Origin of the sequence: Bradyrhizobium liaoningense, from assembly GCF_018130785.1 — a bacterium.
Classification (GTDB): domain Bacteria; phylum Pseudomonadota; class Alphaproteobacteria; order Rhizobiales; family Xanthobacteraceae; genus Bradyrhizobium; species Bradyrhizobium liaoningense_A.
The window spans coordinates 1-24093 of record NZ_JAFCJT010000045.1 but is presented as its reverse complement, the minus strand read 5'-3'; the positions used below and the strand labels follow the sequence as shown (position 1 = coordinate 24093).

Annotated in this window: 24 protein-coding genes and 1 pseudogene; 11 read left to right on the top strand and 14 right to left on the bottom strand. The window is 64.1% G+C overall.

Going from position 1 to position 24093, the window contains the following annotated elements; all coding sequences use genetic code 11:
• Positions 1 to 1665, top strand: a 1665-nt coding sequence (locus JQ627_RS38395) for a VCBS domain-containing protein (protein ID WP_212489511.1), incomplete at its 5' end; no start/stop codon positions are given.
• Between the two features lie 22 nt (positions 1666 to 1687).
• Here JQ627_RS38395 and JQ627_RS38390 read toward each other — a convergent pair.
• The 5 genes from JQ627_RS38390 to fliL form a co-directional block, all read right to left on the bottom strand.
• On the bottom strand, positions 1688 to 1885 hold the full coding sequence (locus JQ627_RS38390; protein WP_212489510.1) for a hypothetical protein: 198 nt from the start codon (positions 1883 to 1885) through the stop codon (positions 1688 to 1690).
• 653 nt (positions 1886 to 2538) lie between these two features.
• Positions 2539 to 3300, bottom strand: a complete 762-nt coding sequence (locus JQ627_RS38385; RefSeq protein ID WP_212489509.1) for a MotE family protein — start codon at positions 3298 to 3300, stop codon at positions 2539 to 2541.
• Positions 3301 to 3309: 9 nt separating this feature from the next.
• A complete protein-coding gene (locus JQ627_RS38380) occupies positions 3310 to 3756 on the bottom strand; it encodes a DUF6468 domain-containing protein (protein WP_212489508.1) in 447 nt (148 codons plus the stop codon).
• Entirely contained in the window at positions 3753 to 4955 is a 1203-nt protein-coding gene (gene fliM / locus JQ627_RS38375) for a flagellar motor switch protein FliM (RefSeq protein ID WP_212489507.1), read from the bottom strand. The genes JQ627_RS38380 and fliM overlap by 4 nt, the downstream gene beginning before the upstream one ends.
• 19 nt (positions 4956 to 4974) lie before the next feature.
• Positions 4975 to 5475, bottom strand: a complete 501-nt coding sequence (gene fliL, locus JQ627_RS38370) for a flagellar basal body-associated protein FliL (protein ID WP_085405903.1) — start codon at positions 5473 to 5475, stop codon at positions 4975 to 4977.
• Positions 5476 to 5856: 381 nt separating this feature from the next.
• Between fliL and flgF the strand changes: the two genes are divergently transcribed.
• Genes flgF through flgH form a run of 4 tightly spaced genes read left to right on the top strand, consistent with a single transcriptional unit; the run spans position 5857 to position 9338 of the window.
• Positions 5857 to 6618, top strand: a complete 762-nt coding sequence (gene flgF, locus JQ627_RS38365) for a flagellar basal-body rod protein FlgF (protein ID WP_212489506.1) — start codon at positions 5857 to 5859, stop codon at positions 6616 to 6618.
• A gap of 16 nt (positions 6619 to 6634) precedes the next feature.
• On the top strand, positions 6635 to 7423 hold the full coding sequence (flgG, locus tag JQ627_RS38360; RefSeq protein ID WP_212489505.1) for a flagellar basal-body rod protein FlgG: 789 nt from the start codon (positions 6635 to 6637) through the stop codon (positions 7421 to 7423).
• 10 nt (positions 7424 to 7433) lie between these two features.
• Entirely contained in the window at positions 7434 to 8573 is a 1140-nt protein-coding gene (gene flgA / locus JQ627_RS38355; protein WP_212489504.1) for a flagellar basal body P-ring formation chaperone FlgA, read from the top strand.
• A 3-nt stretch (positions 8574 to 8576) separates the two neighbouring features.
• Entirely contained in the window at positions 8577 to 9338 is a 762-nt protein-coding gene (gene flgH, locus JQ627_RS38350; protein WP_212489503.1) for a flagellar basal body L-ring protein FlgH, read from the top strand.
• 147 nt (positions 9339 to 9485) lie between these two features.
• Here the strand turns inward: flgH and JQ627_RS38345 are convergent, their stop codons facing one another.
• On the bottom strand, positions 9486 to 10265 hold the full coding sequence (locus tag JQ627_RS38345; protein ID WP_212489502.1) for a 2-keto-4-pentenoate hydratase: 780 nt from the start codon (positions 10263 to 10265) through the stop codon (positions 9486 to 9488).
• A 118-nt stretch (positions 10266 to 10383) separates the two neighbouring features.
• Positions 10384 to 11413 (bottom strand): annotated as a pseudogene (locus JQ627_RS38340) (SDR family oxidoreductase).
• Positions 11414 to 11506: 93 nt separating this feature from the next.
• Here JQ627_RS38340 and JQ627_RS38335 point away from each other — a divergent pair.
• Complete coding sequence (locus tag JQ627_RS38335; protein WP_212489501.1) at positions 11507 to 11896, top strand: helix-turn-helix domain-containing protein; 390 nt, start codon at positions 11507 to 11509, stop codon at positions 11894 to 11896.
• 293 nt (positions 11897 to 12189) lie between these two features.
• Here the strand turns inward: JQ627_RS38335 and dksA are convergent, their stop codons facing one another.
• Together dksA and JQ627_RS38325 are read right to left on the bottom strand one after the other, a co-directional pair.
• Positions 12190 to 12555 carry an RNA polymerase-binding protein DksA gene (gene dksA, locus JQ627_RS38330; protein ID WP_008554760.1) on the bottom strand — a complete coding sequence of 122 codons (366 nt, stop codon included), beginning with the start codon at positions 12553 to 12555 and terminating at the stop codon, positions 12190 to 12192.
• 214 nt (positions 12556 to 12769) lie between these two features.
• Positions 12770 to 13381 (bottom strand): NAD(P)-dependent oxidoreductase, encoded by a 612-nt coding sequence (locus JQ627_RS38325; protein ID WP_212489500.1) that lies wholly within the window; start codon positions 13379 to 13381, stop codon positions 12770 to 12772.
• A gap of 159 nt (positions 13382 to 13540) precedes the next feature.
• Between JQ627_RS38325 and JQ627_RS38320 the strand changes: the two genes are divergently transcribed.
• Positions 13541 to 13912, top strand: coding sequence for a helix-turn-helix domain-containing protein (locus tag JQ627_RS38320; RefSeq protein ID WP_212489499.1), 372 nt, complete (start codon positions 13541 to 13543; stop codon positions 13910 to 13912).
• A 4-nt stretch (positions 13913 to 13916) separates the two neighbouring features.
• Here the strand turns inward: JQ627_RS38320 and JQ627_RS38315 are convergent, their stop codons facing one another.
• Complete coding sequence (locus tag JQ627_RS38315) at positions 13917 to 14330, bottom strand: flagellar assembly protein FliX (RefSeq protein WP_212489512.1); 414 nt, start codon at positions 14328 to 14330, stop codon at positions 13917 to 13919.
• 270 nt (positions 14331 to 14600) lie between these two features.
• Between JQ627_RS38315 and JQ627_RS38310 the strand changes: the two genes are divergently transcribed.
• The 4 genes from JQ627_RS38310 to JQ627_RS38295 all read left to right on the top strand — a co-directional run bounded on the left by JQ627_RS38310 (position 14601) and on the right by JQ627_RS38295 (position 17121).
• On the top strand, positions 14601 to 15725 hold the full coding sequence (locus JQ627_RS38310) for a flagellar basal body P-ring protein FlgI (RefSeq protein WP_135214582.1): 1125 nt from the start codon (positions 14601 to 14603) through the stop codon (positions 15723 to 15725).
• The gene (gene flgJ / locus JQ627_RS38305) at positions 15725 to 16093 is read left to right on the top strand and encodes a flagellar assembly peptidoglycan hydrolase FlgJ (protein WP_212489498.1); all 369 of its coding nucleotides are present in this window, start codon (positions 15725 to 15727) and stop codon (positions 16091 to 16093) included. Before JQ627_RS38310 ends, flgJ begins: the two co-directional genes overlap by 1 nt.
• An 11-nt stretch (positions 16094 to 16104) precedes the next feature.
• On the top strand, positions 16105 to 16602 hold the full coding sequence (locus JQ627_RS38300; RefSeq protein WP_212489497.1) for a hypothetical protein: 498 nt from the start codon (positions 16105 to 16107) through the stop codon (positions 16600 to 16602).
• A 159-nt stretch (positions 16603 to 16761) separates the two neighbouring features.
• A complete protein-coding gene (locus JQ627_RS38295; protein ID WP_212489496.1) occupies positions 16762 to 17121 on the top strand; it encodes a hypothetical protein in 360 nt (119 codons plus the stop codon).
• Positions 17122 to 17273: 152 nt separating this feature from the next.
• On the opposite strand, the gene flaF is transcribed toward JQ627_RS38295, so the two are convergent.
• From flaF to JQ627_RS38275, 4 genes are all read right to left on the bottom strand, one after another.
• Positions 17274 to 17642: a flagellar biosynthesis regulator FlaF gene (gene flaF / locus JQ627_RS38290; RefSeq protein ID WP_212489495.1), complete on the bottom strand. Its 369-nt coding sequence runs from the start codon at positions 17640 to 17642 to the stop codon at positions 17274 to 17276.
• Positions 17643 to 17931: 289 nt separating this feature from the next.
• Positions 17932 to 20229, bottom strand: a complete 2298-nt coding sequence (locus JQ627_RS38285) for a DUF1522 domain-containing protein (RefSeq protein ID WP_212489494.1) — start codon at positions 20227 to 20229, stop codon at positions 17932 to 17934.
• Positions 20230 to 20447: 218 nt separating this feature from the next.
• Positions 20448 to 22709 carry a DUF1522 domain-containing protein gene (locus JQ627_RS38280; protein ID WP_212489493.1) on the bottom strand — a complete coding sequence of 754 codons (2262 nt, stop codon included), beginning with the start codon at positions 22707 to 22709 and terminating at the stop codon, positions 20448 to 20450.
• 326 nt (positions 22710 to 23035) lie between these two features.
• On the bottom strand, positions 23036 to 24093 hold a 1058-nt coding region (locus JQ627_RS38275), incomplete at its 5' end, for a DUF1522 domain-containing protein (RefSeq protein ID WP_212489492.1).

Genomic DNA, 24093 nt, shown 5'->3' with positions numbered 1-24093 from the left:
CCCAACACATTCACACCGGTCTGTTCGGCGACACCGAGCGCGGGCGGCTACGGCACCTTCACGATGACCGCCGCCGGTGTGTGGACCTACGCACTCGACACCGCCAACTGTGCCGTGCAGGCGCTTTCTTCCTGCGAGACATTGACCGACACCTTCACGGTGACCTCCATCGATGGGACGGAACAGACCATAACCATCACAATCCACGGCGCGGACGATCGCGACCATTTCGGCCACGCGGCAGCGCTCGATGCCGCCGATCCGCCCCACGCCGCCGCGCTCCCCGAAGACAATGCGGCCGCGGGAGCTTTTGCCGCCGGTCCGACGGTGGCTGCGAGCACTCATGACGCGAACCCTGACGGCATCGGTGTCTCCGGCGAAAGTCCGAATGATGGCAAGATCGGCACAAACGGCGGTTGCGACACCTGTTACGACGGGCACGAACAGACCCTTCCTGCCGGCGGCTCCAGAGACGATCATTTCGTCTTTGCCTCGACGCCCGATTCCAGTGCCGCGCGCCCTGATATCACCTCTGGTTTCAAGGCAGACTCTGAGCGGATCGACCTGACAGCGCTCGGCGCGCTCACCCTCTCCGTTCTGGCACTCGAGCCCTCCAGCACGACGGTGCCCGCACATACGATCGCCTGGCTCTACGACAGCTCGGCAAACCAAACCATCGTTTACGTCAATGCGACGGATCAAAGCCTGAGCATCGGCGATTCCGGTCTGGTGGAAGTCCATCTCGACGGCTTCTCCACCGTTCAGGCGTCAGATTTCATGCTCGCGCCTGAAACGTCGGGTCATGCGATGGCAGCCGAGCCGGCCAATCTGGAACCGGGCGCGGACAAGGGCGCGACCGATAGCCCGACGACGGCGACCAGCTCCTCATCAGGCGAAATCGTCCATGAGCGAGCCGCCCTGATCGACGAATCCGCGCCCGGGCAAGCCGCGAAGGCGAGCGGGTGCAGGTTCGATGCCGATTGCGACCGGATTGTCCTGGCCAGGCACACCCAGTTCGTTCAGCCCGACGATACGAACACGCGATCGGACGCGTCCAGCGGCGAGAACGTGGCCTCCGCGGCGAGCCACGCGCCGCCCGTCAGCCAGCTTCATCTTCATCACACAGCAGCCGCGGAAGATAGGTTCGTATTCGACAAGCCGACACCGTTCGACAGCGGCAAGGAGATCGCGCCCGCTCGAGAGAGCGTGGCCGCCGAGGACAGCGGCCCGGTCACACCGTCCACGATCGACCCGAGCATCGATTCCGGCCCAGGTTCGATCGAGACATCACACCACGAAAATCACTTGCTCGAGCATCATCATGGGGACTCGATAGCCGAGAACGGCCTCCCTCGAGATGCTTCGGTTCACCTCGGGGACTCATTTCATTTCAAGCAGCACGGCTCTGACGGTTCGGGTGACATTGTGCCCTGGCACGCGGCGTTCGAACCCTACGCCACCAAGGATGGCGCTTGGCATGGCCACCGTTCAGAGTTCAGCACAGGATTGGACGATCCTTCGGACCCGTCCGGTCATCACGAACATGCTGGCGTCGTCCACGGATCCAGGGCAGCGCCGATGCCTGAACCGTTCCCGCCGCATATTGATCCGGCTCACGGGGCCGGCTCAGCTCACGCCCACGTGCCGCATGATCTGATCGTGTGATGTCCGCCGGGCGACTGTCTCTTCAGTGTCGTTTTCCCGTGCAATCCGACGTGGAGGAGCTCTCCCGCTCGGGACAGGCATCGTCAGTGTCGCTATCCTCTTCTTGCGGCGGCAATGCATGCTGATGGTCAAGCGCGGATGTCCAGGCGAACGTCATTGCCGCGATGAGCAGCCGATTGACGGCTTCGATCGCGCGTTCTGCTACGGACGAGTAATTCATGGCTTCCGCCAGCGTGGCTGATTGCGGATGGCGGGAGCCTAGGACGAACTCTCCAGCACCACTGTACTCCAGTTCACAGTTGCACGCGTCAACTCATCGCAGCCTCAGAAGATGCCGCTTGCTTCAGCTGCATCCGCAACGCGAGCCGACGCGCTCCTGCGGCAAAGGCGCAAGCTCGCGGCACCCACCCCGCGCGTTCGATCTGCGTACTTGGTTGCCGAACAGGCGCACAACAACCTCAGGGGTGTTGCGGTCCATCGACGACTCTGAATCAGATGTGAACATTGCGATGCGAATTCGATTGGTCAACTTATTGGGGGAGCAATCAATGAGCGGAGAAGCCAACTGCATTGTATGTAGCCGGGCAAGAACGGTCGTAGCCGTCTTTCCAATCGCGCGAGGCTATACCCTAAAGGAATACGAGTGCACCTGCTGCCACAGCACCCTGCATCTCGTGACTCGCTCGACGGAGGCTGCGCTGATCAGGCAGCACTGCGAGACCCTCCTTCCCGTCGAGAAGCCGCCGAACTCGACAGGTCGCAGGGTTCAACAGCGGTTCGCGAACTAGACACGCAAGGCGTCTAGCCGCGTACAGATCGAACGACCGCGCGATTGCGCGCAGGCTGCCGGAGCGCGCCACGCGTCCGGAGCCCTCAATTCGGCTTTTGCGTCGGCTTGCCGTCGATCTTGGGGAGATCGCCGGCCGAGGCCGATTGATCGCCGCCGCCATTGGCCCGGCGGGCCATCTCGACCGTCAGCCGCTCGGCGGCCTCCGGCGACATCACTCCCATGATGTCCGACATCTTTCGCGGCGCGATCTGCGAGGCGATCTCGATCAGCACGCCCATCTCGAGCCGGTCGAACACCCGTGCGGCGTCCTTGGGCTTCATGCTCTCATACATGGTCACGAGGCCCTTCATCCGCTGGGCCTCGGCGGCCTTCTGCTCGGCCTGGGTCGCGGAGATGCGGGATTCCACCGCCTTCATCTCCTCGACCTTGTTCTCGATGCGCTTCTCGGCCGACTTGAGCAGGCTTTCGCGGATATCGATCTCGCGCTGGCGGGACTCGATCTCCTGGCGGCGCGCCTGCAGGCGTTCCAGGATCGCGCGCTCGGAGGCCGAGATTTGCGGCTGGGCCTCTTCCACCTTGACCACGGTACCCTCGGGCTTGGTCTCGGGCGCGGCGGGCTTCGGCGCCTCCTTCGGCGCGCCGTGGGTCGAGCCCGTGATGTCGGGGTCCTCGCGGCCGGTCGGGAAGTTCAGGTTCTCCTGCGCCCAGGATTTCTTGATCTGGTTCGGCTGGTAGTCGAAGACATAGCCGCCATTGATCACGAGGCCCGCGACCTTGAGCGTGGCGAGCCCTGCGACGGCGACCAGGACGACCGGAATGACGCGGATGTTACGAAAGGATTTCATACCCTGACTTTATGCCGCAAGGCCGTTGGATCGTCGGCGCTCGGAGAAGGCTTCGGCCGCAGCCGCCACCGCCTTCGCCGATGAGGGCTTGGCCGCGGGCACTGCGGCCGTTTCCGGGCTCGCCACGGGGCGCGCGGCGATCGCGATCTTGGACAGGCGCCGCACCACATTGTCGGCTTCGCCGAGCTGCTTGTAGAGCTGGTCGGACATCTGCGTCGCCGCCGCAAGCTGACTGCCGAGGTTCTCGTTGACGTCGCGCACCGCAAGCTTCAGCCCGCCGATCGCCCGCTCGGCGATCTCGGTGGCGGTGATCAGCTCGCCGATGACCGCCTTCAGCGAGTGCTCGTCCGCCTTCAGCCGCGTCAGCCGCTTGTTGAGCATGACGCAGTAGACGATCGTCAGCATCAGCAGGATAGCCACCAGCGTCTCGATTGCCATTCCCAGGGAGTGGTTCATGGGGCCTCCATCATCTTGTTCTGCTCGTCCACCTTCTCGAACATCGCAAGTGTCGTACTTGGCTTGCGCAGGGGTTTCGTCACACGAATCGCGACCCGGTCGCCGACCCGGCCCATCCGCCCCTCGGTCAGGGTGACGTCGCCGCAACGCACGGTCACGTTGGCATCCGCACGCATGTCGAGCGGCAGGGTGTCGCCGACCTTGAGCCGCATCAGCTGCTTGAGCGGGATTTCGGCCTCGTAGAGCACGGCATCGACCGCGATCTCGGCCTGGTTGATCTCGGTGGCGAAATGGCCCTCCCAGATCGTGTCGCGGCCGAATTTCTCGCCCATGAACATCTGGAGCAGGACGCCCCGGATCGGCTCGATGGTCGCATAAGGCAGCAGCAGCTCGATATTGCCCCCGCGATCTTCCATGTCGATGCGCAGGCGCACCAGGATCGCGGCGTTGGCGGGGCGGCTGATCGCGGCGAAGCGCGGATTGGTCTCGAGCCGGTCGATCGTGAAGGTCACCGGCGACAGCGGCCGGAACGCCTGCTCGGCGTCGGCCAGCACCACCTCGACCAGCCGCTTGACCAGCTCGGTCTCGATCGTGGTGTAGGGCCGGCCCTCGATGCGGAGCTGGCTCGCGCCGCGGCGACCGCCGAGCAGCACGTCGATCATCGAATAGATCAGGCTGGAATCGACCACCGCCATGCCGAAGTTTTCCCACTCCTCGGCCTTGAACACCGAGAGCACGGCCGGCAGCGGGATCGAGTTCATGTAGTCGCCAAAACGCACCGAGGTGATGCGGTCGAGCGAGACTTCGACGTTGTCGGAGGTGAAATTGCGCAAGGAGGTCGTCAGCAACCGCACCAGGCGGTCGAAGACGATTTCGAGCATCGGCAGACGCTCGTAGGAGACCATCGCCGAATCGATGATGGCGCGAATGCCGGAATGGTCGTCGAGCGTGACGTCGCCGACCGTGAAGCCGAGGAGGTTGTCGATCTCCTCCTGCGACAGCACCCGCTCGCCGGAATTCTTGCCGGCGCCGAGATCGCGGCTGCCGTCCTCGACCATGGCCGCCCATTGCAGGGCCATGGTCTCGGATAGTTCGTTTTCGGCAGCAGCCTTCGCGGCCTCCGCGGGATCCTCGGAATCAAGCGAGGCCTCCCATTGGGCGGCAATTGCATCCTGGTCGACTTGTTCGTTGCCCGCCATGATCCCTAGACCATCATGCTCACTGGATCACGACTTCCTTGAACAGCACCGCGCTGACCTGGATCGGGGAAACCGCCGCATTGACGCGCTTGGTCAGCTCTTCCTTGAGGCGGAAGACGCCGGCGGACCCGTTGAGGTCGGAGGAGCGCAGCTCGCGCACATAGGTCTGGAAGATGTCGGTGATGCGCGGCATCGTCGGCTTGATCGCCTCGATCTGCTTCTCTTCCTTCAGCTCCAGCACGATCTTGAGCTTCAGATATTGCACGCGCTCGCCGGGCGCGCCGGCGAGGTTGACCATGATGTCGGGCACGTCGACGAAGGCCGGCGGCTTCGGCGGCGGCGCCGCCTCGGCGTGATGCTCGTCGTCGCCATGACGGAAGAAGAAGAACCAGGTCGCGGCACCGCCGCCGAGGACGGCGAGCAGGCCGACGGCCATGATGATGAGCTTGAGCTTGTTCTTCGGCGGAGCGGCTTCCGCGCCTTCGGCGGCTGCGCCGCCTTCCGCTTCATTGTCTGCCATGGTCGAAAGGCTCGCTCATCTCATAAGGGGTCGAAAGAGCGAAGCCTCCTGGCAGACAGTGACGCGATACAAATGCCCCAGCGCAGTGCGCTCCTCTTACACGCAAACGCTACGGTAATAATGGTTAACGGAATCTTTCGATTGGGCCTTCACTAGGAAAAATCTGCCGGGCAAACATGGCTAACAGAACCTTTCTGCCGCCTCCCCGCGCCCTTCAAAAATCGACAAGCCATTGAAATTAAGTATCTTTCTGAGTTGGCACGGCTTTCGCTGAGAGAGGGCCGAGACCGGAGGGTTTGGGAGAACCTGACGATCTCGTTCACGGGTCCGCCAAGGCGCTTGGGAGAGCGAGGTGGCAGGCTCACTCAGGGGAGATTTCCGATGCAGAACGCGCTTCTGATCGGCTTGTCGCGGCAGATGACGTTGGAACGGCAGATGGATGTCATCGCCAACAATGTCGCCAATGCCAACACCAACGGCTTCAAGGCCGACCATTCGCTGTTCGAGGAGTTTCTCAACTCGAACGCGCGTGAGGACAATTTCATCGCGTCCGACCGCCGGGTCTCCTATGTGCAGGACCGCGGCACCTTCCGCGACGTCGGCCAGGGGCCGATGGAGCCGACCAACAACCCGCTCGACATGGCGATCGACGGCAACGCGTTCTTCGCGGTGCAGGCCAATGGCGGCGAACGCTACACCCGCGACGGCAAATTCTCGCTCAACAGCACCGGCCAGCTCGTCAACTCCGACGGCAACCTCGTGCTCGGCACCGGTGGCCCGATCACCTTCCAGCCGACCGACCACGACATCAACGTCGCGCCGGACGGCACCGTCACGGTGCTCGAGGGCACCGCCAAGACCGACTCGATCCGCGGCAAGATCCGCATGGCTTCGTTCGACGATCCGGCGAAACTGACCAAGCTCGGCGCCAACCTCTACGACGTCGGCTCGGCGACCCTGCAGGCCGACACCAAGTCGACCGTGCGCCAGGGCTACATCGAGAAGTCCAACGTGAACTCGGTCGGCGAGATGAGCCGCATGGTCGAAGTCATGCGCAGCTACACCGCCATCGCCAACCTGCTCCAGCAGCAGAGCGACCTCCACAAATCGGCGATCGAGAAGCTCGCCGACGTTCCGGCCTGATTAGGGGATCACTGACATGCAAGCGCTCCACACCGCTGCGACCGGAATGGCGGCCCAGGAACTCAACGTCCAGGTCATCTCCAACAACATCGCCAACCTGCGCACCACCGGTTTCAAGAAGCAGACCGCGGCGTTCCAGGACCTGATCTACGAGCACGTCCGCCGCGTCGGCGCGCAGGCCTCGGACCAGGGCACCATCGTACCTGTCGGCGTCGACATCGGCGGCGGCGTCAAGACCGTCGGCACGCCGCGCAGCATGACGCAGGGCACGCTGTCGCAGACCGGCAACGATCTCGACCTCGCGATGTCCGGCGAAGGCTTCTTCAAGATCCTGATGCCCGACGGCACCTACCAGTACACCCGCGACGGCACCTTCCAGATGGACAATCAGGGCCGCGTCGTCACCGCGCAGGGCAACCCGGTACAGCCGACCATCACCATCCCGAACAACGCTTCCGGCATCACGGTGAGCGAGCAGGGCCAGGTCTCGGTGACACTGCCGGGCTCGTCGACCTCCTCGATCGTTGGCCAGATCGGCGTGACCCGCTTCATCAACAAGGCGGGCCTCCAGCCGGTCGGCAGCAACCAGTTCACCGAGACCCCGTCGTCCGGCGCACCGCAGGACGGCACCGCGAACTCCGAAGGCTACGGCAAGATCACGCAGGGCAGCCTGGAACAGGCCAATGTCGACGTCGTCTCGGAGATGAGCGACCTGATCGCCGCGCAGCGCGCCTACGAGATGAACGCCAAGGTCATCAGCGCCGCCGACCAGATGATGCAATCGACCACGGCGCTGTTCCGCTGAGGTGATGACGATGATCCGCACCACCCTTGCCACGATCTCCGCCCTGCTCGCGCTGGCGCTGCCGGCAGAGGCCGCCGACGATTTCATCGCAACGCCGACGCTGCGCGCGAGCGTCACCGTCACCTCGGACGTGGTGCGGGTCGGCGATCTCATCGACAATGCCGGATCGGCCGCGCTGATCCCGGTCTACCGCTCGCCCGATCTCGGCACCACCGGCGCGCTGCCGGTCACGCAAGTGCTGTCGGTACTGCGGGCAAAACAGGTGATTGGCGTGATGACCGGCGACATCAAGGAAGTGTCGGTCACCCGCCTCGCCCGCACGCTCGCCAACAAGGACCTCGAAACCGCGGTGGCCTCGGCGCTCGAGCGCCGCTTCGGCCTTGGGGAAGCCGCCAACATCGCCGTCACGTTCGACCGCGGCGTCGCCGACATGCGGCTCGATGCCTCCAACACCGGCGCGCTTCAGCCCGTCGCAACCCGCTATGACGCCCGCAGCCGCCGTTTCGATATCGCTTTCGAAATCAACAACGACAACAATCCGACGCCGACCAAGCTGCGCTTTACCGGCACCGCCATCGAGACGGTGGAAGTGGCCGTGCTGACACGCGACATCGACCGCGCCGATCTCCTCAAGTCCTCCGACATCACGCTGGAGCGCAGGCCGAAGGCCGAGGTCAGCGGCGAGCCCGCCTCGCGCGACCGCACCATCGGCATGCAGCTCCGCCGGCCGATGCGGGCGGGCACGCCGATCCGAGTCGCCGACATCATCAAGCCCGACTTCGTTCAGCGCGACCAGAGCGTCACCGTCATCTACCAGGTCCCCGGGATCTACCTCACCACGCGCGGCAAGGCGCTCGAGAGCGGCGCCGAGGGCGACACCGTGAGCGTGCTCAATCTCCAGACCAAGCGCACGCTGGCGGGCGTTGTCACCGGCCGCGGCCAGGTGACGATCCAGGGCGCCAGCCAGTCCGCGCCAATGGCGCCTGCGGTCGAGCAGACCTCCTCGCTCAAGCGCGACGAAGCGCCCGCCCCCGTCGACACCGCAGCCATCGTCCGGAGCCTGGTCCAGGCCCCGGCGTCACCGGCCCAGGTCGCCCAAGCCCAGATCCCGCAAACTCGCGCGTCGCAAGCTCCAGCCAAGTCAGAGTAAGTCATGTCCTTGTTCAGTTCGGCTTCCCGTCTTCGTCGTATTGCGATCTCTGCCCTGCTGCTCGCCAGTTGCGCGCTGGGCGGCTGCTCCTCGATCGACCGCCTCTCCCAGATCGGCGAGCAACCGAAATTGTCGGCGATCGACAATCCGACGACGCAGCCCGGCTACAAGCCGGTGCAGATGCCGATGCCGAAGCCGGAAGTCGCCTCCTACAATCCGAACTCGTTGTGGCGCAACGGCAGCCGCGCCTTCTTCAAGGACCAGCGCGCGACCCATGTCGGCGACCTCCTGACCGTGACCGTGAACATCACCGACAAGGCCAACATCGCCAACGAGACCCAGCGCAGCCGCACCGCCAAGGAAGATTCGGGTATTACCGATTTCATCGGCAGCCAGACGGTCACGCAGCCGCTCAAGATCCTGCCCGGTCGCCTTCTCACCACCGACTCGACATCCTCCGCCGACGGCAAGGGCTCGGTCAATCGCACGGAGGCCCTGCAGACCAACGTCGCGGCCGTCGTCACCCAGGTGCTGCCGAACGGCAACCTCGTGGTCGAGGGCAAGCAGGAGATCCGCGTCAACTACGAGATCCGCGAACTCATCGTCGCCGGCATCGTCCGCCCCGAAGACATCCAGAGCGACAACACCATCGATTCCTCCAAGATCGCGCAGGCCCGCATCGCCTATGGCGGCCGCGGCCAGATCATGGACGTGCAGCAGCCGCGCTACGGCCAGCAAGTCATGGACGTGCTGCTGCCCTTCTAAGCCTCTCCCGAGCTCCCACATCGTGTTCGCGAACCTAGGCGCGAACGACGATGTACTACGCGGCCTCCGGTAGCTCCCCTGCCGGAGGCCGCATGTATTGTGTAAAGGCGATTGGGACGACTGACGGCGGGGAATGCCGTAGCAGCCTCACGTAAACTCCGCCTCGACCGTCCCCAGCCCGTCCAGTTCCATCCGCACCTTGTCGCCGGCCTTCAGCCACAGCGTCTTCACCAGGCTGCCGGTCAGAACCAACTGTCCCGCATGCAACCCCTTGCCTTCGGCGGCGAGGTGGTTGGCGAGCCAGGCGAGCGCGTTGTGGGGATGGCCAAGCACGTCGGCGCCGGTGCCATGGCTGACCTCTTCGCCGTTGACGATGGCGCGGCCTTTGACCGCCTTCAGATCCGGCACCGACGAGCGCGGCACCGCCTCACCCAGCACGCAGCCTGCGGCGAAGAAGTCGTCGGCGATCAACGTCGGCGCGCCCATCGTTTCCCACTTCACATAGCGGTCGTCGACGATCTCGATCGCGGGATGATAGGCGTCGACCGCCTCGCCGACCCATTCGGCCGTGAACGGCGCCTCGCCGGCGGCGAGGTCGCGCTTCAATCGCACCGCGATCTCGCACTCGACACCGACACGGACATAGTCGGCAGCCGCGAGCTTGGCCCCGCTCTCGTGCACGCCCTTCTGGAACACGCGGCCGCCGCAGGGATGCGGGATCCCGATATAGTCCTGCATCACCTGACTGGTGCAGCCGATCTTGTAGCCAACGAGCGGCCCGACTTGCGGCAGCAGGAGATCGTGCAGCGCGCGCTGGACCTGATAGCCCTCGGCCTCGTCGGCGGGCGGATGGTCCAGGGCCGCGAGCGGCGCCCGGTTACGGCGCGCGAGCGCAATCGCCTTTGCGGCTTTGAGAATCTTGTCCATCGGCGCCGGCTCCCACGCTACGCAATTGAGATCGGCACTTCAGCATCCCCGCCGGGGCGTGACAAGCGCGGGCCAAAGGACGGCCCAAGGGCGCCTCGAGGGCGCCTCAAGGGCGCCCTCAGCCCTTGACGAGGCTGAGCCGGATCAGGCTCTCGGCCGTAGAGAGGATTGCCGCGTCGTTGGAACGGGCCTGCCAGCCGAGCAGCGACCTCGCCTTGGCACTGGTGGAATGCCGAACCTTTCCGAGCATCGGCACGACCGCGCGCAGCAGGGGAATCCGGTTCGCGGCCAGCCGCACCAGCCAGTCCGGGGCCTGGAACAGCGGAACCCGGCGCGCCCGCGGGCCCAGTTCCCGCCGCAGCACCCTGCCGATATCGAGGATCGACATTGTCTCGCCGGAGACCGCGATGAAGCGCTCGCCTTTCGCTTCGGGCGCCGTCATCGCGCGCACGTGCAAATCGGCCACGTCGCGCACGTCGACCACGCCGAAATAGACCCGCGGCACCGCCGGCATGGCGCCGTCGAGCAGCGATTTGACGATCTCGATCGAGCTGGAGAAGTCCGGCCCCAGCACGGGGCCAAAAATGCCGGCGGGATTGACGACCGACAATTCGAGTCCCCCGCCCTCGCGCGCGATGAAATCCCAGGCCGCCCGCTCGGCCAAGGTCTTGGATTTGATGTAGGCCTGCACGTCGGCACCGTCGAGATTGGTCCAGTCGGTCTCGTCGAACGGTGTTTCGCGCGGCGGATGACCGTAACCGATCGCGCCCAGCGACGAGGTGATGACGACGCGCCTGACCCCGGCCTCGCGTGCGGCACGCAGCACCCGCAGCGTGCCGTCGCGGGCCGGGATGATCATCTCGTTCTCGTCCTTGGGAACACTGGTCGACAGGGGGTGAGGCAACATGGAGCACGTAATCACAGCCGGCGACGGCCTCGTGCCAGCCGTCGTCCGCGGTGAGATCGGCGGTAAAAAAGGACAGGCTTTCAGGCGAAACCGCCCCGCCCTCGCGCAACATCGCCAGCACATCGTCCCGCCGATCAGGCCGACGCACCGTCGTCCGCACGTCATGGCCCGCCGCCATCAGTTGCAGGACGACATGGATGCCGACGAAGCCCGAGCCGCCGGTGACCAGAACAGTGCTCATTGCCGAGTTCCCCTCGTTGCGCGAGTCGACGAATTGGTTCCGCCGCCCTGCTCAAGGCCGCATCTGGTCACTATCTTCCGGGGAACAAGTAGAATGGATTTCGAGACCGGTATGGAAAACCTGACCAGCGTTTGCGACGGCGACTGCGATTGCAGCCCCGACCCTGCCCTGCTCGCCGAGTTCAAGCGGGCCATCCATGCGCTCGGCGGCAAGTGGAAGCTGGAGATCCTGTTCGCGCTGATGAACGGCGCGGTTCGTTTCGGCGCATTGCGGCGCGCGATCGGCGGCATCACCCAGCACATGCTGACCACGCAACTGCGTGAGCTCGAGCAGGACGGCCTGGTATCGCGGACCGCCTTCGCGGAGAAGCCGCTGCGGGTGGAGTACGAGCTGACGGATGCAGCCTACGGCCTGTTGCCGGCGTTTAAGGAAATATTGAACTGGTCCAAGCTTTATGGGGATGCGCGCCTTGCGGCGTCGTAGGAGGCCTGATTGCAGCGATGCCTGATGCAACTCGATCAGCGCTTCAACAGCCAAGTCGATCTCGTTGATGCGACTCGCAAAATCTCCCACGCCTGAAGTGAAGGCCGTTTCTCATCCGAACTTGCGTGAGCTTGGAGGAATTGAGACTAGCCCATTGATCGCGATTCACTTTTCGCGATTGCGCTCGCGCGCGCCGAGGGGCGCGGCGGCAGGCGACAGGCACAATGCCGATCGCGGCGCGAAACGGCGCCTTGCGTCCAAAAACAAAGAGCCGCATCGCTGCGGCTCGGACTCTATTCGTCGCGGTAGACCTTCTCGCGTTTCTCGTGGCGCTCCTGCGCTTCCACCGAGAGCGTCGCGATGGGCCGGGCTTCGAGCCGCTTCAAAGAGATCGGCTCGCCGGTGTCCTCGCAATAGCCGTAGGTGTTGTCCTCGATACGCTGGAGCGCGGCGTCGATCTTGGCGATCAACTTGCGCTGGCGGTCGCGGGCGCGGAGTTCGATGGCGCGGTCGGTTTCGGACGATGCCCGATCGGCGAGATCGGGATGGTTCACATTCTCCTCCTGCAAGGCTTGCAGGGTGAGCTTGGACTCTTTGAGGATCTCATCCTTCCAGGCGAGGAGCTTCAAACGGAAGTACTCCTTCTGCCGGTCGTTCATGAAAGGCTCTTTTTCGGTCGGTCGGTAGTTTTTCAACTTTTCCAAGGGCGGCCTATCTGTCTAAACAACGACTCGCAACGGAATGGGGTCCGTTGAGCGGGGCCTTATATAGCGGCCTCCTGTGACAGACAATATTTCCTTAATCCCTCGGTTACCGCCCCCAAACCCTTGCACAGGAAGGTTTATCCGCAAGAATCCGGGGGCGGTCGAGGGCCTAGTAGCCGACCGTGAAACGCTGCCTCAGATGGGCCGGCCGCTCGATCTCGTCGGCAAGCGCAATGGCGTAGTCGGCAAAGGTGATCCAGCTTTTCCCGCTCGCATCTGCGAGAAGCTGATCGGCCCCGAGCCGGAACTTGCCGGTCCGTTCCCCCTCGACGAACAGGGCGGACGGCGAGATAAAGGTCCAGTTCAGATCCTTTTCCTGCCGCAGCAGGTCGAGGAAGACCCCGCCCTTCTCTGCCTCAGCCTTGTATTGCGCCGGAAAACCGGGGGTTGTGACCAGTTTGACGCCCGGAGCGACTTCCAGGCTGCCGGCTCCGCCGACGACGAGGTAGCGGCCCACCTTGGAGTCCTTTGCCGCACCGATCAGCTTGAGCGGGTCGCTGGCCAGGAAGTGTACGGAACTCACGGCGACGTCGTGTCCGGCCCACAGCTGGGCGAGGCCGGCCTGGTCGAGCACGTCCCCCTTGGTGGGCGTGACGTTCGGCAGGGCCGCGATCTTCTCGGGGTTCCGGGCGATCGCCGTGACCGCGTGGCCGCGGCGCGACAGTTCCTTGGTGATCTCCGACCCGGCCCGGCCCGAGGCGCCGGCGACTGCGATCTTCATGGAAGGACTCCTTTGCTTCTCTAGTAACTAACAGAGACTAGATATCGCAAAGGATGCTGGTGTTAAGAGAGCACTTTGTGCTTACCTGATTACGCAAGAGTAACCGGTACCCGTACGGCGCGTGAGCCAGCAAGCTAAACGGATCATGAGGACCCGACGATGAAGCCAGACGTCTATGCAGCGAACTGCCCCACGCGCCAGATCCTCGATCGCGTCGGCGACAAATGGGCGGTGCTGATCCTGTTGCTGCTGCGCGAGGAACCGATGCGCTTCAATCAGTTGCGACGCACGATTGAAGGCATTTCGCAGAAGATGTTGAGCCAGGTTCTCAAGTCACTTGAGCGCGACGGCCTGATCAAGCGTCACGCCATCGCAACCGTGCCGGTGACGGTGGAATATTCGATCACGCAGCTTGGCGTGACGCTCGCCGCCGCCGTCGATCCCCTGCGCGACTGGGCCGAGGAGAACCTGAAAGACGTGCTCGCCGCCCAGCGCCGCTACGACGCGCAGCAGAAGGATGAAGCGGCGTAAGGCGCTACGCCTGCCCGGCCTTGGCGAGTTCGACCTCGACGCGCAGCTCGATCTCGGACAGCACGGAATCGAGGCCGGGATCGCCCGAGGACGATTTCAGATTCGCCGCGGCATCACGCAGCCGCATCACGGTCGACGCGTCGAGATTGCCGGACAGAAGTCCCATCTTGAGATCGTCGAGCACGTCCAGCGCGGTCCTGCCGCGGGCGACGGAGCGCTTGCGGCGCTCGACCGGATCTTCCTCGATACCTTGCAGTGCGAGCAGCCCGTCGATGTTGGCGGTGGCCTTCGGCGCGGCAGCACTGCGCGTCTCCTGCGCCGACGAGGTGTCGGGCAGGACGAAGGTGCCGGAGCTCGTCCGCCTGGCCTGGCTGGCCGGCGTTCCAAGCGTGGTGCCGTTCGGTCCGTAGATGCGCATCGCAGCAATCCGGGTGATCGATGGCGTCACCTTCGCCGTCTTATGGTTAACGGCGCGTAAACAGCCCGGCAAAATCTGCCGACAGGCGGCAGTTTCGCTCCCCAGGGAGAACGCTCCCTGACGCCGGTGGAAACAGATTTATTCAACCTATTCAATCGCGTAACCCCGCTGCCCCGCGTTGGCACAGCACTCGCAAGGAAAGCGTCGGGCCAGCTCGTCATGGGAGTGTCGTGGATGGTCCGCGATTTGAGGAGCCTCGGGGAGCAGAGGATGCCAGGCGTTCGTTGGGTGAGGATTGTTGGGGTGGCCTGCGCCGCGCTGTCAGCGCTGGCGCTCTCGGTCACGTCTGCAAGTGCCACATCGCGCATCAAGGACCTCGCCAATATCGAGGGCGTGCGGCAGAACCAGCTCATCGGCTATGGCCTCGTCGTCGGCCTCAACGGCACCGGCGACACGCTCAACAACATCCCCTTCACCAAGCAGTCGCTGCAAGCGATGCTCGAGCGCATGGGCGTCAACATCCGCGGCGCCACCATCCGCACCGGCAACGTCGCCGCCGTGATGGTGACCGGCAATCTGCCGGCCTTCGCCACCCAGGGCACGCGCATGGACGTCACCGTCTCCGCGCTCGGCGACGCCAAGGATCTGCGCGGCGGCACGCTGCTGGTCACGCCGCTGCTCGGCGCCGACGGCAATGTCTACGCGGTCGGACAGGGCTCGCTCGCGATCTCCGGTTTCCAGGCCGAGGGCGAAGCGGCGAAAATCGTGCGCGGCGTTCCGACCGTCGGCCGCATCGCCAACGGCGCCATCATCGAGCGCGAGATCGAGTTCGCGCTCAATCGGCTGCCGAACGTGCGGCTCGCGCTGCGCAACGCCGACTTCACCACGGCCAAGCGGATCGCGGCCGCGATCAACGACTATCTCGGCGTCAAGACCGCCGAACCGATCGATCCCTCGACGGTGCAGCTTTCGATCCCGCCGGAATTCAAGGGCAATGTCGTCGCCTTTCTCACCGAGATCGAGCAGCTCCAGGTCGATCCTGATCTCGCGGCCAAGATCGTCATCGACGAACGCAGCGGCATCATCGTGATGGGCCGCGACGTCCGCGTCGCCACCGTCGCGGTGGCGCAAGGCAATCTCACCGTCACCATCTCCGAGAGCCCGCAGGTCAGCCAGCCCAACCCGCTGTCACGGGGGCGCACCGTGGTCACGCCGCGCACCGGCGTCAGCGTCACGGAAGACGGCAAGAAGTTCGCCGTCGTCAAGGACGGCGTCTCGCTTCAGCAGCTCGTCGACGGCCTCAACGGCCTCGGCATCGGCCCGCGCGACCTCATCAGCATCCTCCAGGCGATCAAGGCCGCCGGCGCGATCGAAGCCGACATCGAGGTGATGTGATGCAGACCAGCATGATCAACACCCCGCACGTCGTCACCTCCTCGGCCTTCTCGGTGGAGAGCCGCAACGGCCGGCCCGACTTCGAGCTCGCCGCCGCGTTGCAGAAGGTCTCGCCGCAGCAGCAGGCCAAGGCGCAGAAGACCGCCACCGATTTCGAGGCGATGTTCCTCAACAGCATGTTCTCGCAGATGACCTCGGGCCTGAAGGGCGAAGGTCCGTTCGGCGACACCCCGGGCACCGGCGTGTGGCGCTCGATGCTGACCGAGCAATATTCCAAGAACTTCGCCAAGGCCGGCGGCGTCGGCGTCGCCACAGAAGTCTACCGCACCCTGATCATGCAGCAGGCGAAAACGATCCGCACGGCATAAGGTCAATCGAGATGAACCACTTCAACGCCTCACGTCAGCCGATGCAAGCGCAGCGCCCGAACACCGCACCCGGCAACGCCGAGGCGCGCAAGGTCGCCGAACAGCTGATGGATGCGATGAACGCCCTGCTCGGACTGATCGAGCGTGAGACCGAGCTCGTTCGTGCCGGCAAGGTCCGCGAGGCGGTGGCCCTCGAGAGCAAGAAGCAGGAGCTGTCGCGAAACTATGTCGGCGCCGTCAGCGAGTTGAAGGCGAACCAGGCCCAGCTCGCGAAATCCGCGCCCGAACTGCTCTCGACGCTGCATCGGCACCACGATGCGTTCCGCGCGATGCTCCAGGTCAATCTCACCGTGCTCGCGACCGCACACGCGGTCTCCGAGAGCGTGGTGCGCGGCGTCAACGCCGAGATCCAGAAGCGCAACGTCCCGAACACCTATACGGCGGCGGGACGCCGCGCGGCTCCAGGCCCGCGCCACATCACCCCGCTCGCGGTCAGCCGCTCGCTCTGAGCGCGCGCGAAAACCAGCTACAATTTTACGAAAAACCGCGCGACGATATCGTCGCGCGGTTAGTCACGTTTGCTTACCGGGTCTTCAATCCTGGTGGTCCATGGTTGCGTATTGAGAGGGGTTGGGATTTGACTCACGTGAGGCAACCAGGAGGCTGCCATGAGTACAGATTTCAGCATCAGGCCGGTGGGGATACCGGCCCCCGCGCAGATCGTGACGACGTCCAATGCGGCGGCGAACGAGGCCGTGCAAACTGATTTGCCGGTGAGCCAGACGGTCGCCGCGAGCGATACCAGCGCGGCCGTGCGCAATGATTTGCCGAACAACGAGAATATCTCGCGTCAGGTCGTGTTCGACCAGGCGGCGGCGTCTTTCGTCTTTCAGGTGGTCAACGACAAGACCGACGCGGTGGTCAACCAGTTCCCCGACGAAGCGATGCTGCGCCGGCGGGCCTATTTCCATGCGGAAGATCTGAAGTCCCAACCCTCGCGTCCGCTTAATACGGACCTCAGCGCCTGATCGTCAGGCAGAGCGTGGCGACGGCGATATCAGGACAAGTCGAACCGGTCGCGAGATCGGTGGCGGCGTTCTCGATCTATCGGTCAGCGTAAACTTCGCAAGCGTTCGGCGGGATGCTCGAGCGGTCGGTCATGGCCGACTGCATCCACGTCTCACGGACGGCCGGACAGACCGGCGGCAATATTCCGGTTGATCTCGATCAGCGGGCGGAAGTGATCGAACTGCGGGCTCATCTGGAGCGCCGCGGTCTGGCTCAGCACGAAGACGCTGATGTTGGCGATCTTCTGCCGGACGTCGAGCGGCTGCGGATTGTTGTCGCGCATCGCCTCGCTCAGGAAGATCGTCCAGAGCTTGCGGTTGAACATCAGCGCCTGCGTGGTCTGCTCGCTGAACGGGTCGGCGTTGTTGATCGCGTCCTGGAGCTTGTTGGCGGCCTTCAGCAGGGTCTGCGCCTCGACGTCGCGAGGAGATGCGGTGGTCGTTGCAACACGCGCGTAAGCCGAGGCAGCGGAATTCGACATCAATCACACCCTGGAAGTTACCTAGCCCGTTGAACGCGCTTAAGGATTTCTTTCCCAACCCTAGGCAGCACCGCTTAAGATTTGCTTACGTGTGCGCTTGGAAGCACTCCGGATTATTACGGGTCCGAGAGTCCTTCGTGCAAAGCTAAATGCGTACATGCACGCTGTAAACACGGCTCGCATGATGCGCATCAATCTCGGCTAATCCTGCCTTAGCGATCTCCGTAAAAAGAACGGCGGAGCTTCAGCCCCGCCGCGATATCTCGTATTGCGATCTTGCGCGGCGCAATTAGCGGAGCAACTGAAGCACGCTCTGCTGCGACTGGTTGGCCAGCGACAACGCGGAAACCGCGATCGATTGACGGGTCGACAGCGCCTGGCTGTTGGCCGCTTCCTCGTTGGTGTCAGCGAGCGTCAGGTTGGACGAGCCGGTCTGCAGCACGTTGATCAGGTTCTTCGAGAAGTCCTGACGCACCTGCACGATCGAGAGGTTCGAACCGAGCGCGGAGCCTTCCGAGCGCAGCGTGCTCGAGGCAGCGTTGAGGCTCGCCAGCACCTTGTTGGTGGCGCCGTTGTCGATGAAGTCAACGCCGTTGACGAGGTTGGACAGGCCGAGGCCGGCTGCGTTGAACACCACGCCGTTGATGCCGAGCGTCGAGCTGCCGGTTTCGTTGAAGACGAGCTTCAGCGTGTCGCCGTTGAGCAGGTTGACGCCGTTGAAGGAGGAGTCCTGCGAGGTCGTATCGATCTGCGCCAGGATGTTGTTGAACTGGTTGACCAGGTTGGAGCGCGCGGTCTGCGCGACGGGATCCTGGACCGGCGGCTGGGCGGTGGTGAAGGCCAGGATGCCGGTGAGCGTGCCGCCGACTGCGCCGCCCGCGGTCGTCGAGCCGAGGGTCGACGAGGCGTATTCGTTGACGGTGGTCACCGTGAGCACGCCGTTCGCGTCGATCGTCGCCGTCAGATGGTTGGCTTGAAGCTGCGCGTTGAGCTGGTCCAGCGTCTTCACGGTGCCGTTGGTGCCGTCGCCGAAAGTGACGTTCACCGGCGTGCCGCCGTTGAAGGAGGTAAAGGTCAGCGTCTTGCCGCTGACGCCGCCAACACCGGAGGTGCGCGCCGCGCTGAACGCCGTCGCCGTTCCAGTGTTGCCGCTGAGACCGAACGCATTGAGAGCGTTGCCGGTACCGGTGATCGAAAGATCGGCGTTGATACCCGTCGAGATCGCCAGCTGACCGCTGGAGTTCACGGAAGACGGGATCTGGCCTGACGTAGTCGAGAGCGTCGCTGCGCCATTGAAGATGCTTGCGGTCTTCACGCCGGTGGCGAGGTCGATCGAGTTGAGCAGATCGGTCAGCGTCGCGCTCTGAAGATAGACCGTCGAATTGCCGTTACCATCCGTGACCACATTGCCGTTGACGCCGCCGGAGGTCACGCTGGCCGCGGACTGCGGGGTCTGGGCATTCTTGAAGGTGATGGTATGGCCGTCGATGTTCAACGTCGAGCCGTCCTGGACCAGACTGCCCAGCGAACCCGCAGTGGTCTGCCGGTTCGCGCTTACGCTGGCGTTACCCGCGCCGGTCGCAGACGTCAGTCCAAGAGCATTGAGGAAATCGGCTTTGCCGGTCGCGCTCAGATCGGCGCCGGTCGAACTCTTCAGCGTCACGACGCCGGTGGCTGCAATAGACGATGCGGTCTGGGCCGTACCGACAGGTGGCGTGCCGCTGGTGCCGCTCACCGTAATAGTCGCTGCGCCAGCGCTGATTGCTGCGCTCTTGACGCCGCTTGCCAGGTCGATCGCGCTGAGGACATCGTTGACCGTGGCGGTCGGCGCGGCGGCCGTCCCCATGTAGACGATCGAATTGCCGTTGCCATCGGTGGCGATATGGCCGCTGGCATCGAGACCCCAGCCGGTCGGCTGCGCCGAGGGCGCCAAGCCTGTACGGAAGGTCACGGTCTTGCCGTTGACGGTGATCGAGTCACCGTCTGCCGGTGACGCTGCGAACGTGGTCGCTGGGTTCGTGCCGAGCAGGGTGTTGGTGCCACCGAGCAAGGTGGTACCGTCCGCTGCGTTGGCGGGCACGCCGTCCAACTTGCCGGCGGTCGAGCCGAGGGACGCGCCCAGCGCGGCCGCCGCGGTCACGGGGGTCACGCCGCCGGGCGCACCGGTATAGAGCACGTTGCTGTTGGCCGTCGCGCTCGCATAGGAGGTCGTGCCGCGCAGATCGGCCGGCGTCGCGCCGGGGATCGTCGTCGAGACGTTCGACTTGGTGGAGTAACCGACCGTGGTCTGCAGCGCCTGGTTGGCGATCGATTTCGCGCTGTCGATCAGCTTTTGCAGCGAGGTGATGCCGGTATTGGCCGCCTGCAGCACCTGCACACCGTTGTTGATGCCGTCGAGCAGGTTGCTGATGTCACTCGCCCGGTTGTCCAGCCCCTGCGCGGTGAAGAAGTTGGTGGGATTGTCGAGTGCCGTGTTGACCTTCTTGCCGGTCGACAGCCGTTCCTGCGTCGTGGCCAGCAAGTCGGCCGTCGACTGCAGCGACAACAGGTTCTGGCGAACTGACGCCGAGAGAACGATGTTGGACATGGCGAGTCTTCCTCTTGAACCGGATACGAATCGGCCGCGCGGGTCTGGAAGCGGGCTTTGGTCCAGTTTTAGGGGCTGTCCTTTAAAGTATGGTTAACGGCGGTTTAAGGGATAGGGTTAATAGCCGGTGAACGTCCCTGCCCGCCTCCAAACGCAAAAAAGAGCGGCGGGGCAAATGGCCCCGCCGCTCTATTTTATTTAGCGATTTCAGCCGCTTATTAGCGGAGCAGCTGGAGCACGCTCTGCTGCGAGGTGTTGGCCAGCGAGAGCGCGGAGACCGCGATCGACTGGCGGGTCGACAGCGCCTGGCTGTTGGCCGCTTCGACGTTGGTGTCGGCCAGGGTCAGGTTGGACGAACCGGTCTGCAGCACGTTGATCAGGTTCTTGTTGAAGTCCTGACGGATCTGCACGACCGAGAGGTTCGAACCGAGAGCCGAGGCTTCCGAGCGCAGCGTGCTCGACGCCGAGTTCAGGTTGGCCAGCACCCGGTTGGTCGCGGCGTTGTCGATGAAGTCGACACCGACGGTCAGCGACGCCAGGCCCAGACCCTTGGAGTTGTAGGTCACGCCCGTGATGTTCAGGCTCGACTTGCCGGTCTCGTCGAACACCAGCTTGAGCTGGTCGCCGTTCAAGAGGTTCACACCGTTGAACGAGGAGTCGACCGAGGTGGTGTCGATCTGGTTCAGGATGTTGTTGTACTGCGATACCAGATTTGCGCGGGTCGACTGGGCCACAACGTCCTGGACCGGTGTGGAGGCCGTCGTGAATGTCAGCGACGAGGTCAGCGTGCCGCCGATCGCACCACCTGCGACCGTCGAACCAAGCGTCGAGGACGCGTAATCGTTCGAGGCGGAAATCGTGAGCAGACCATTGGCGTCGATCGTCGCGGACAGGTTATTGGCCTGAAGCTGCGAGTTGAGCTGATCGAGCGTCTTGACCGTGCCGTTGGTGCCGTCGCCGAACGTGACGTTGACCGCCGTGCCGCCGTTGAAGGAGCTGAAGGTCAGGGTCTTGCCGTTGATGCCGCCGGTGCCTGAACTGCGCGCCGCGGTGAAGGCCGAGGCATTGCCGGTGTTGCCGGCAAGACCAAACGCCGAGAGCGCATTGCCGGTGCCGGTGATCGCGAGGTCGGCATTGACGCCAGTCGAGAGCTTGAGCTGGCCGCTCGAGTTGATCGACGAGGCAATCTGGCCGGTGGCCGTCGTCACCGTCGCGGTGCCGCTGGCATTCGACGCCGTCTGCACACCGGTGGCAAGGTCGATCGCCTTCAGGAGGTCGGCCACGGTGGCGCCGCCGAGGTAGACGGTCGAGTTGCCGCTGCCGTCGGTGACGATGTTGCCTGCCACGCCGGAGCCAGCCGGAACGTTGGCCGCCGCCGGTGCATTGCCATCCTTGAAGCTGATGACATGGCCGTCGACGTTCAGCGTCGAGTTGGTCTGGAGCAGCGACGACAGGGTACCCGTGCTGGTCGTGCGAGTGGCCTGCACCGTCGCGGTGCCCGAACCAGCCGAAGCCGTGAGGCCCAGTGCCGCCAGGGCGTCGGCCTTGCCGCTCAGCACGAGATCCGCGCCCGTCGTGCTCTGCAGCGAGATCTGGCCGTTCGCGATGCTCGACTTGGTCTGGCCCGAGGTCTGCGCGAAGGCCGCCACGCCGGTGGTGGAGGTGATCGTCGCGGTCTGGGTGCCGCTGGCGAGATCGAAGGCGTTTACGAAGTCGTCGACGGTGGTCGCGCCATTGAGGTAGACCGTCGAGTTGCCGGAGCCGTCGGTGACGACGTTACCGAAGACGCCGCTGGTCCCACCGATGAGCGTGGTAGCACCCGGTGTCGCCGCCGCCTTTACGGTGACGGTCTTCCCATTGACGGTGAAGGTGTCGCCATCCGCGAACTTGGTGGCGGCCTGCGTGGTCAGAGCACCGGTCGCACCGTAGATCAGCGTGGTGCCGGTGATGTTGGCCGGGGTACCGGCGTTGTCCTGCGTCACGGCGCCGGTCAGGACGCCCGAGACGCCGCCGAGCTTGGTCGTCGAGATCGCAGCGGTCGCACCGCCGGCAGCACCGGAGTACAGCACGTTGCTGCTCGCAGTCGAGCTCGCATAGGTCGTCGTGCCACGCAGGTCGGCTGCGGTCGCGCCGGCGATCGTAGTAGAGACGCTGGACTTCGAGGAGTATCCGACGGTGGTCTGCAGCGCCTGGTTGGCGATCGACTTCGCGGAGTCGATCAGCTTCTGCAGCGAGGTCAGGCCGGTGTTGGCAGCCTGCAGCACCTGCACGCCGTTGGCGATACCATCGAGCAGGTTGTTGATGTCGCTGGCGCGGTTGTCGAGCGACTGTGCCGTGAAGAAGTTGGTGGGATTGTCCAGGGCCGAATTGACGCTCTTGCCGGTCGACAGACGGTTCTGTGTGGTGGCGAGGAGGTCGGCGGTGGACTGGAGAGAGAGCAGGTTCTGACGAACCGACGCAGAGAGAACAATACCGGACATAACTCTTACCCTTCTGGTTTACGCGTCTTCGTTCGATCGCTTCGGATCGAGTGACGCGCACAGCCTGCGCGGACATGGCTAACAAAGGGTGAAACGAACCTCGCTTCTATAAGCGCCGGTTCACCATAAACCGCCGCAAGGCGCTGGCATCGTCGGGCAACCGGATTGAAATCACTGCCGATTTTTCGCGCTTACGCTCCATTAACCATAACCGCTGGTTACTTTTTGAAAGCCGGGCGAGCTATCCAAGCCTCCCCTCCAGCCAAACAAAAAACGGCGGGGCCGAAGCCCCGCCGTCATGTCTTGTTTGCGATGTCTTCCGCGGACTAGCGGAGCAGCTGCAGCACGCTCTGCTGCGACTGGTTGGCGAGCGACAGCGCGGAGACCGCGATCGACTGGCGGGTCGACAGCGCCTGGCTGTTCGCCGCTTCGACGTTGGTGTCGGCCAGCGTCAGGTTGGACGAACCGGTCTGCAGCACGTTGATCAGGTTCTTGTTGAAGTCCTGACGAACCTGCACGATCGTCAGGTTCGAACCCAGTGCCGAGGCTTCCGAACGCAGCGTGCTCGACGCGGTGTTCAGGTTGGTCAGCACCTTGTTGGTCGCGGCGTTGTCGATGAAGTCCGTCCCTTGCGTCAGTGCGGCGAGGCCCAGACCCTTCGAGTTGTAGGTCACGCCGGTGATGCTGAGGTTCGACTTGCCGGTCTCGTCGAACACCAGCTTGAGCTGGTCGCCGTTCAAGAGGTTCACGCCGTTGAACGAGGAGTCCTGCGCAGTCGAGTCAATCTGCTGCAGGATGTTGTTGTACTGGTTGACAAGGTTTGCGCGGGTCGTCTGCGCAACGGTGTCAGCGATTGGAGTGGAAGCGGTCGAGAAGGTCAGCGCGCTCGTCAGCGTGCCGCCGATCGCACCACCCGCCACCGCTGAGCCAAGCGTCGAAGACGCGTAGTCATTGGTCGCAGTGATGGTGAGCAGGCCGTTGGCATCGATCGTCGCCGACAGGTTGTTGGCCTGGAGCTTCGTGTTCAGCTGATCGAGCGTCTTGACCGTGCCGTTGGTGCCGTCGCCGAAGGTGACGTCAACCGCCGTACCACCGTTGAAGGAGGTGAAGGTCAAGCTCTTGCCGTTGATGCCGCCGTTACCGGCGCTGCGTGCCGCGGTGAAAGCCGAGGCCGTGCCGGTGTTGCCGGCGAGGCCGAACGCGGAGAGCGCATTGCCGGTGCCGGTGATCGCGAGGTCGGCATTGACGCCGGTCGAGATCTTGAGCTGACCGCTCGAGTTGATCGACGAGGCAACCTGGCCGGTGGTCGTCGTCACCGTCGCGGTGCCGCTGGCATTCGACGCCGTCTGCACGCCGGTGGCAAGGTCGATCGCCTTCAGGAGGT

Bases quoted from the DNA above. Each gene is read 5' to 3' on its own strand.
- JQ627_RS38390 (WP_212489510.1), bottom strand. From the start codon at position 1,885: ATGAATTACTCGTCCGTAGCAGAACGCGCGATCGAAGCCGTCAATCGG.
- flgF (WP_212489506.1), top strand. From the start codon at position 5,857: ATGCAGAACGCGCTTCTGATCGGCTTGTCGCGGCAGATGACGTTGGAA.
- JQ627_RS38295 (WP_212489496.1), top strand. From the start codon at position 16,762: ATGAGTACAGATTTCAGCATCAGGCCGGTGGGGATACCGGCCCCCGCG.
- flgG (WP_212489505.1), top strand. From the start codon at position 6,635: ATGCAAGCGCTCCACACCGCTGCGACCGGAATGGCGGCCCAGGAACTC.
- JQ627_RS38310 (WP_135214582.1), top strand. From the start codon at position 14,601: ATGCCAGGCGTTCGTTGGGTGAGGATTGTTGGGGTGGCCTGCGCCGCG.
- fliM (WP_212489507.1), bottom strand. From the start codon at position 4,955: ATGGCGGGCAACGAACAAGTCGACCAGGATGCAATTGCCGCCCAATGG.
- JQ627_RS38300 (WP_212489497.1), top strand. From the start codon at position 16,105: ATGAACCACTTCAACGCCTCACGTCAGCCGATGCAAGCGCAGCGCCCG.
- JQ627_RS38385 (WP_212489509.1), bottom strand. From the start codon at position 3,300: ATGAAATCCTTTCGTAACATCCGCGTCATTCCGGTCGTCCTGGTCGCC.
- JQ627_RS38285 (WP_212489494.1), bottom strand. From the start codon at position 20,229: ATGTCCAACATCGTTCTCTCGGCGTCAGTTCGCCAGAACCTGTTGTCG.
- flgA (WP_212489504.1), top strand. From the start codon at position 7,434: ATGATCCGCACCACCCTTGCCACGATCTCCGCCCTGCTCGCGCTGGCG.
- flgH (WP_212489503.1), top strand. From the start codon at position 8,577: ATGTCCTTGTTCAGTTCGGCTTCCCGTCTTCGTCGTATTGCGATCTCT.
- fliL (WP_085405903.1), bottom strand. From the start codon at position 5,475: ATGGCAGACAATGAAGCGGAAGGCGGCGCAGCCGCCGAAGGCGCGGAA.
- JQ627_RS38280 (WP_212489493.1), bottom strand. From the start codon at position 22,709: ATGTCCGGTATTGTTCTCTCTGCGTCGGTTCGTCAGAACCTGCTCTCT.
- JQ627_RS38345 (WP_212489502.1), bottom strand. From the start codon at position 10,265: ATGGACAAGATTCTCAAAGCCGCAAAGGCGATTGCGCTCGCGCGCCGT.
- flgJ (WP_212489498.1), top strand. From the start codon at position 15,725: ATGCAGACCAGCATGATCAACACCCCGCACGTCGTCACCTCCTCGGCC.
- dksA (WP_008554760.1), bottom strand. From the start codon at position 12,555: ATGAACGACCGGCAGAAGGAGTACTTCCGTTTGAAGCTCCTCGCCTGG.
- JQ627_RS38335 (WP_212489501.1), top strand. From the start codon at position 11,507: ATGGATTTCGAGACCGGTATGGAAAACCTGACCAGCGTTTGCGACGGC.
- JQ627_RS38315 (WP_212489512.1), bottom strand. From the start codon at position 14,330: ATGCGCATCTACGGACCGAACGGCACCACGCTTGGAACGCCGGCCAGC.
- JQ627_RS38380 (WP_212489508.1), bottom strand. From the start codon at position 3,756: ATGAACCACTCCCTGGGAATGGCAATCGAGACGCTGGTGGCTATCCTG.
- JQ627_RS38325 (WP_212489500.1), bottom strand. From the start codon at position 13,381: ATGAAGATCGCAGTCGCCGGCGCCTCGGGCCGGGCCGGGTCGGAGATC.
- flaF (WP_212489495.1), bottom strand. From the start codon at position 17,642: ATGTCGAATTCCGCTGCCTCGGCTTACGCGCGTGTTGCAACGACCACC.
- JQ627_RS38320 (WP_212489499.1), top strand. From the start codon at position 13,541: ATGAAGCCAGACGTCTATGCAGCGAACTGCCCCACGCGCCAGATCCTC.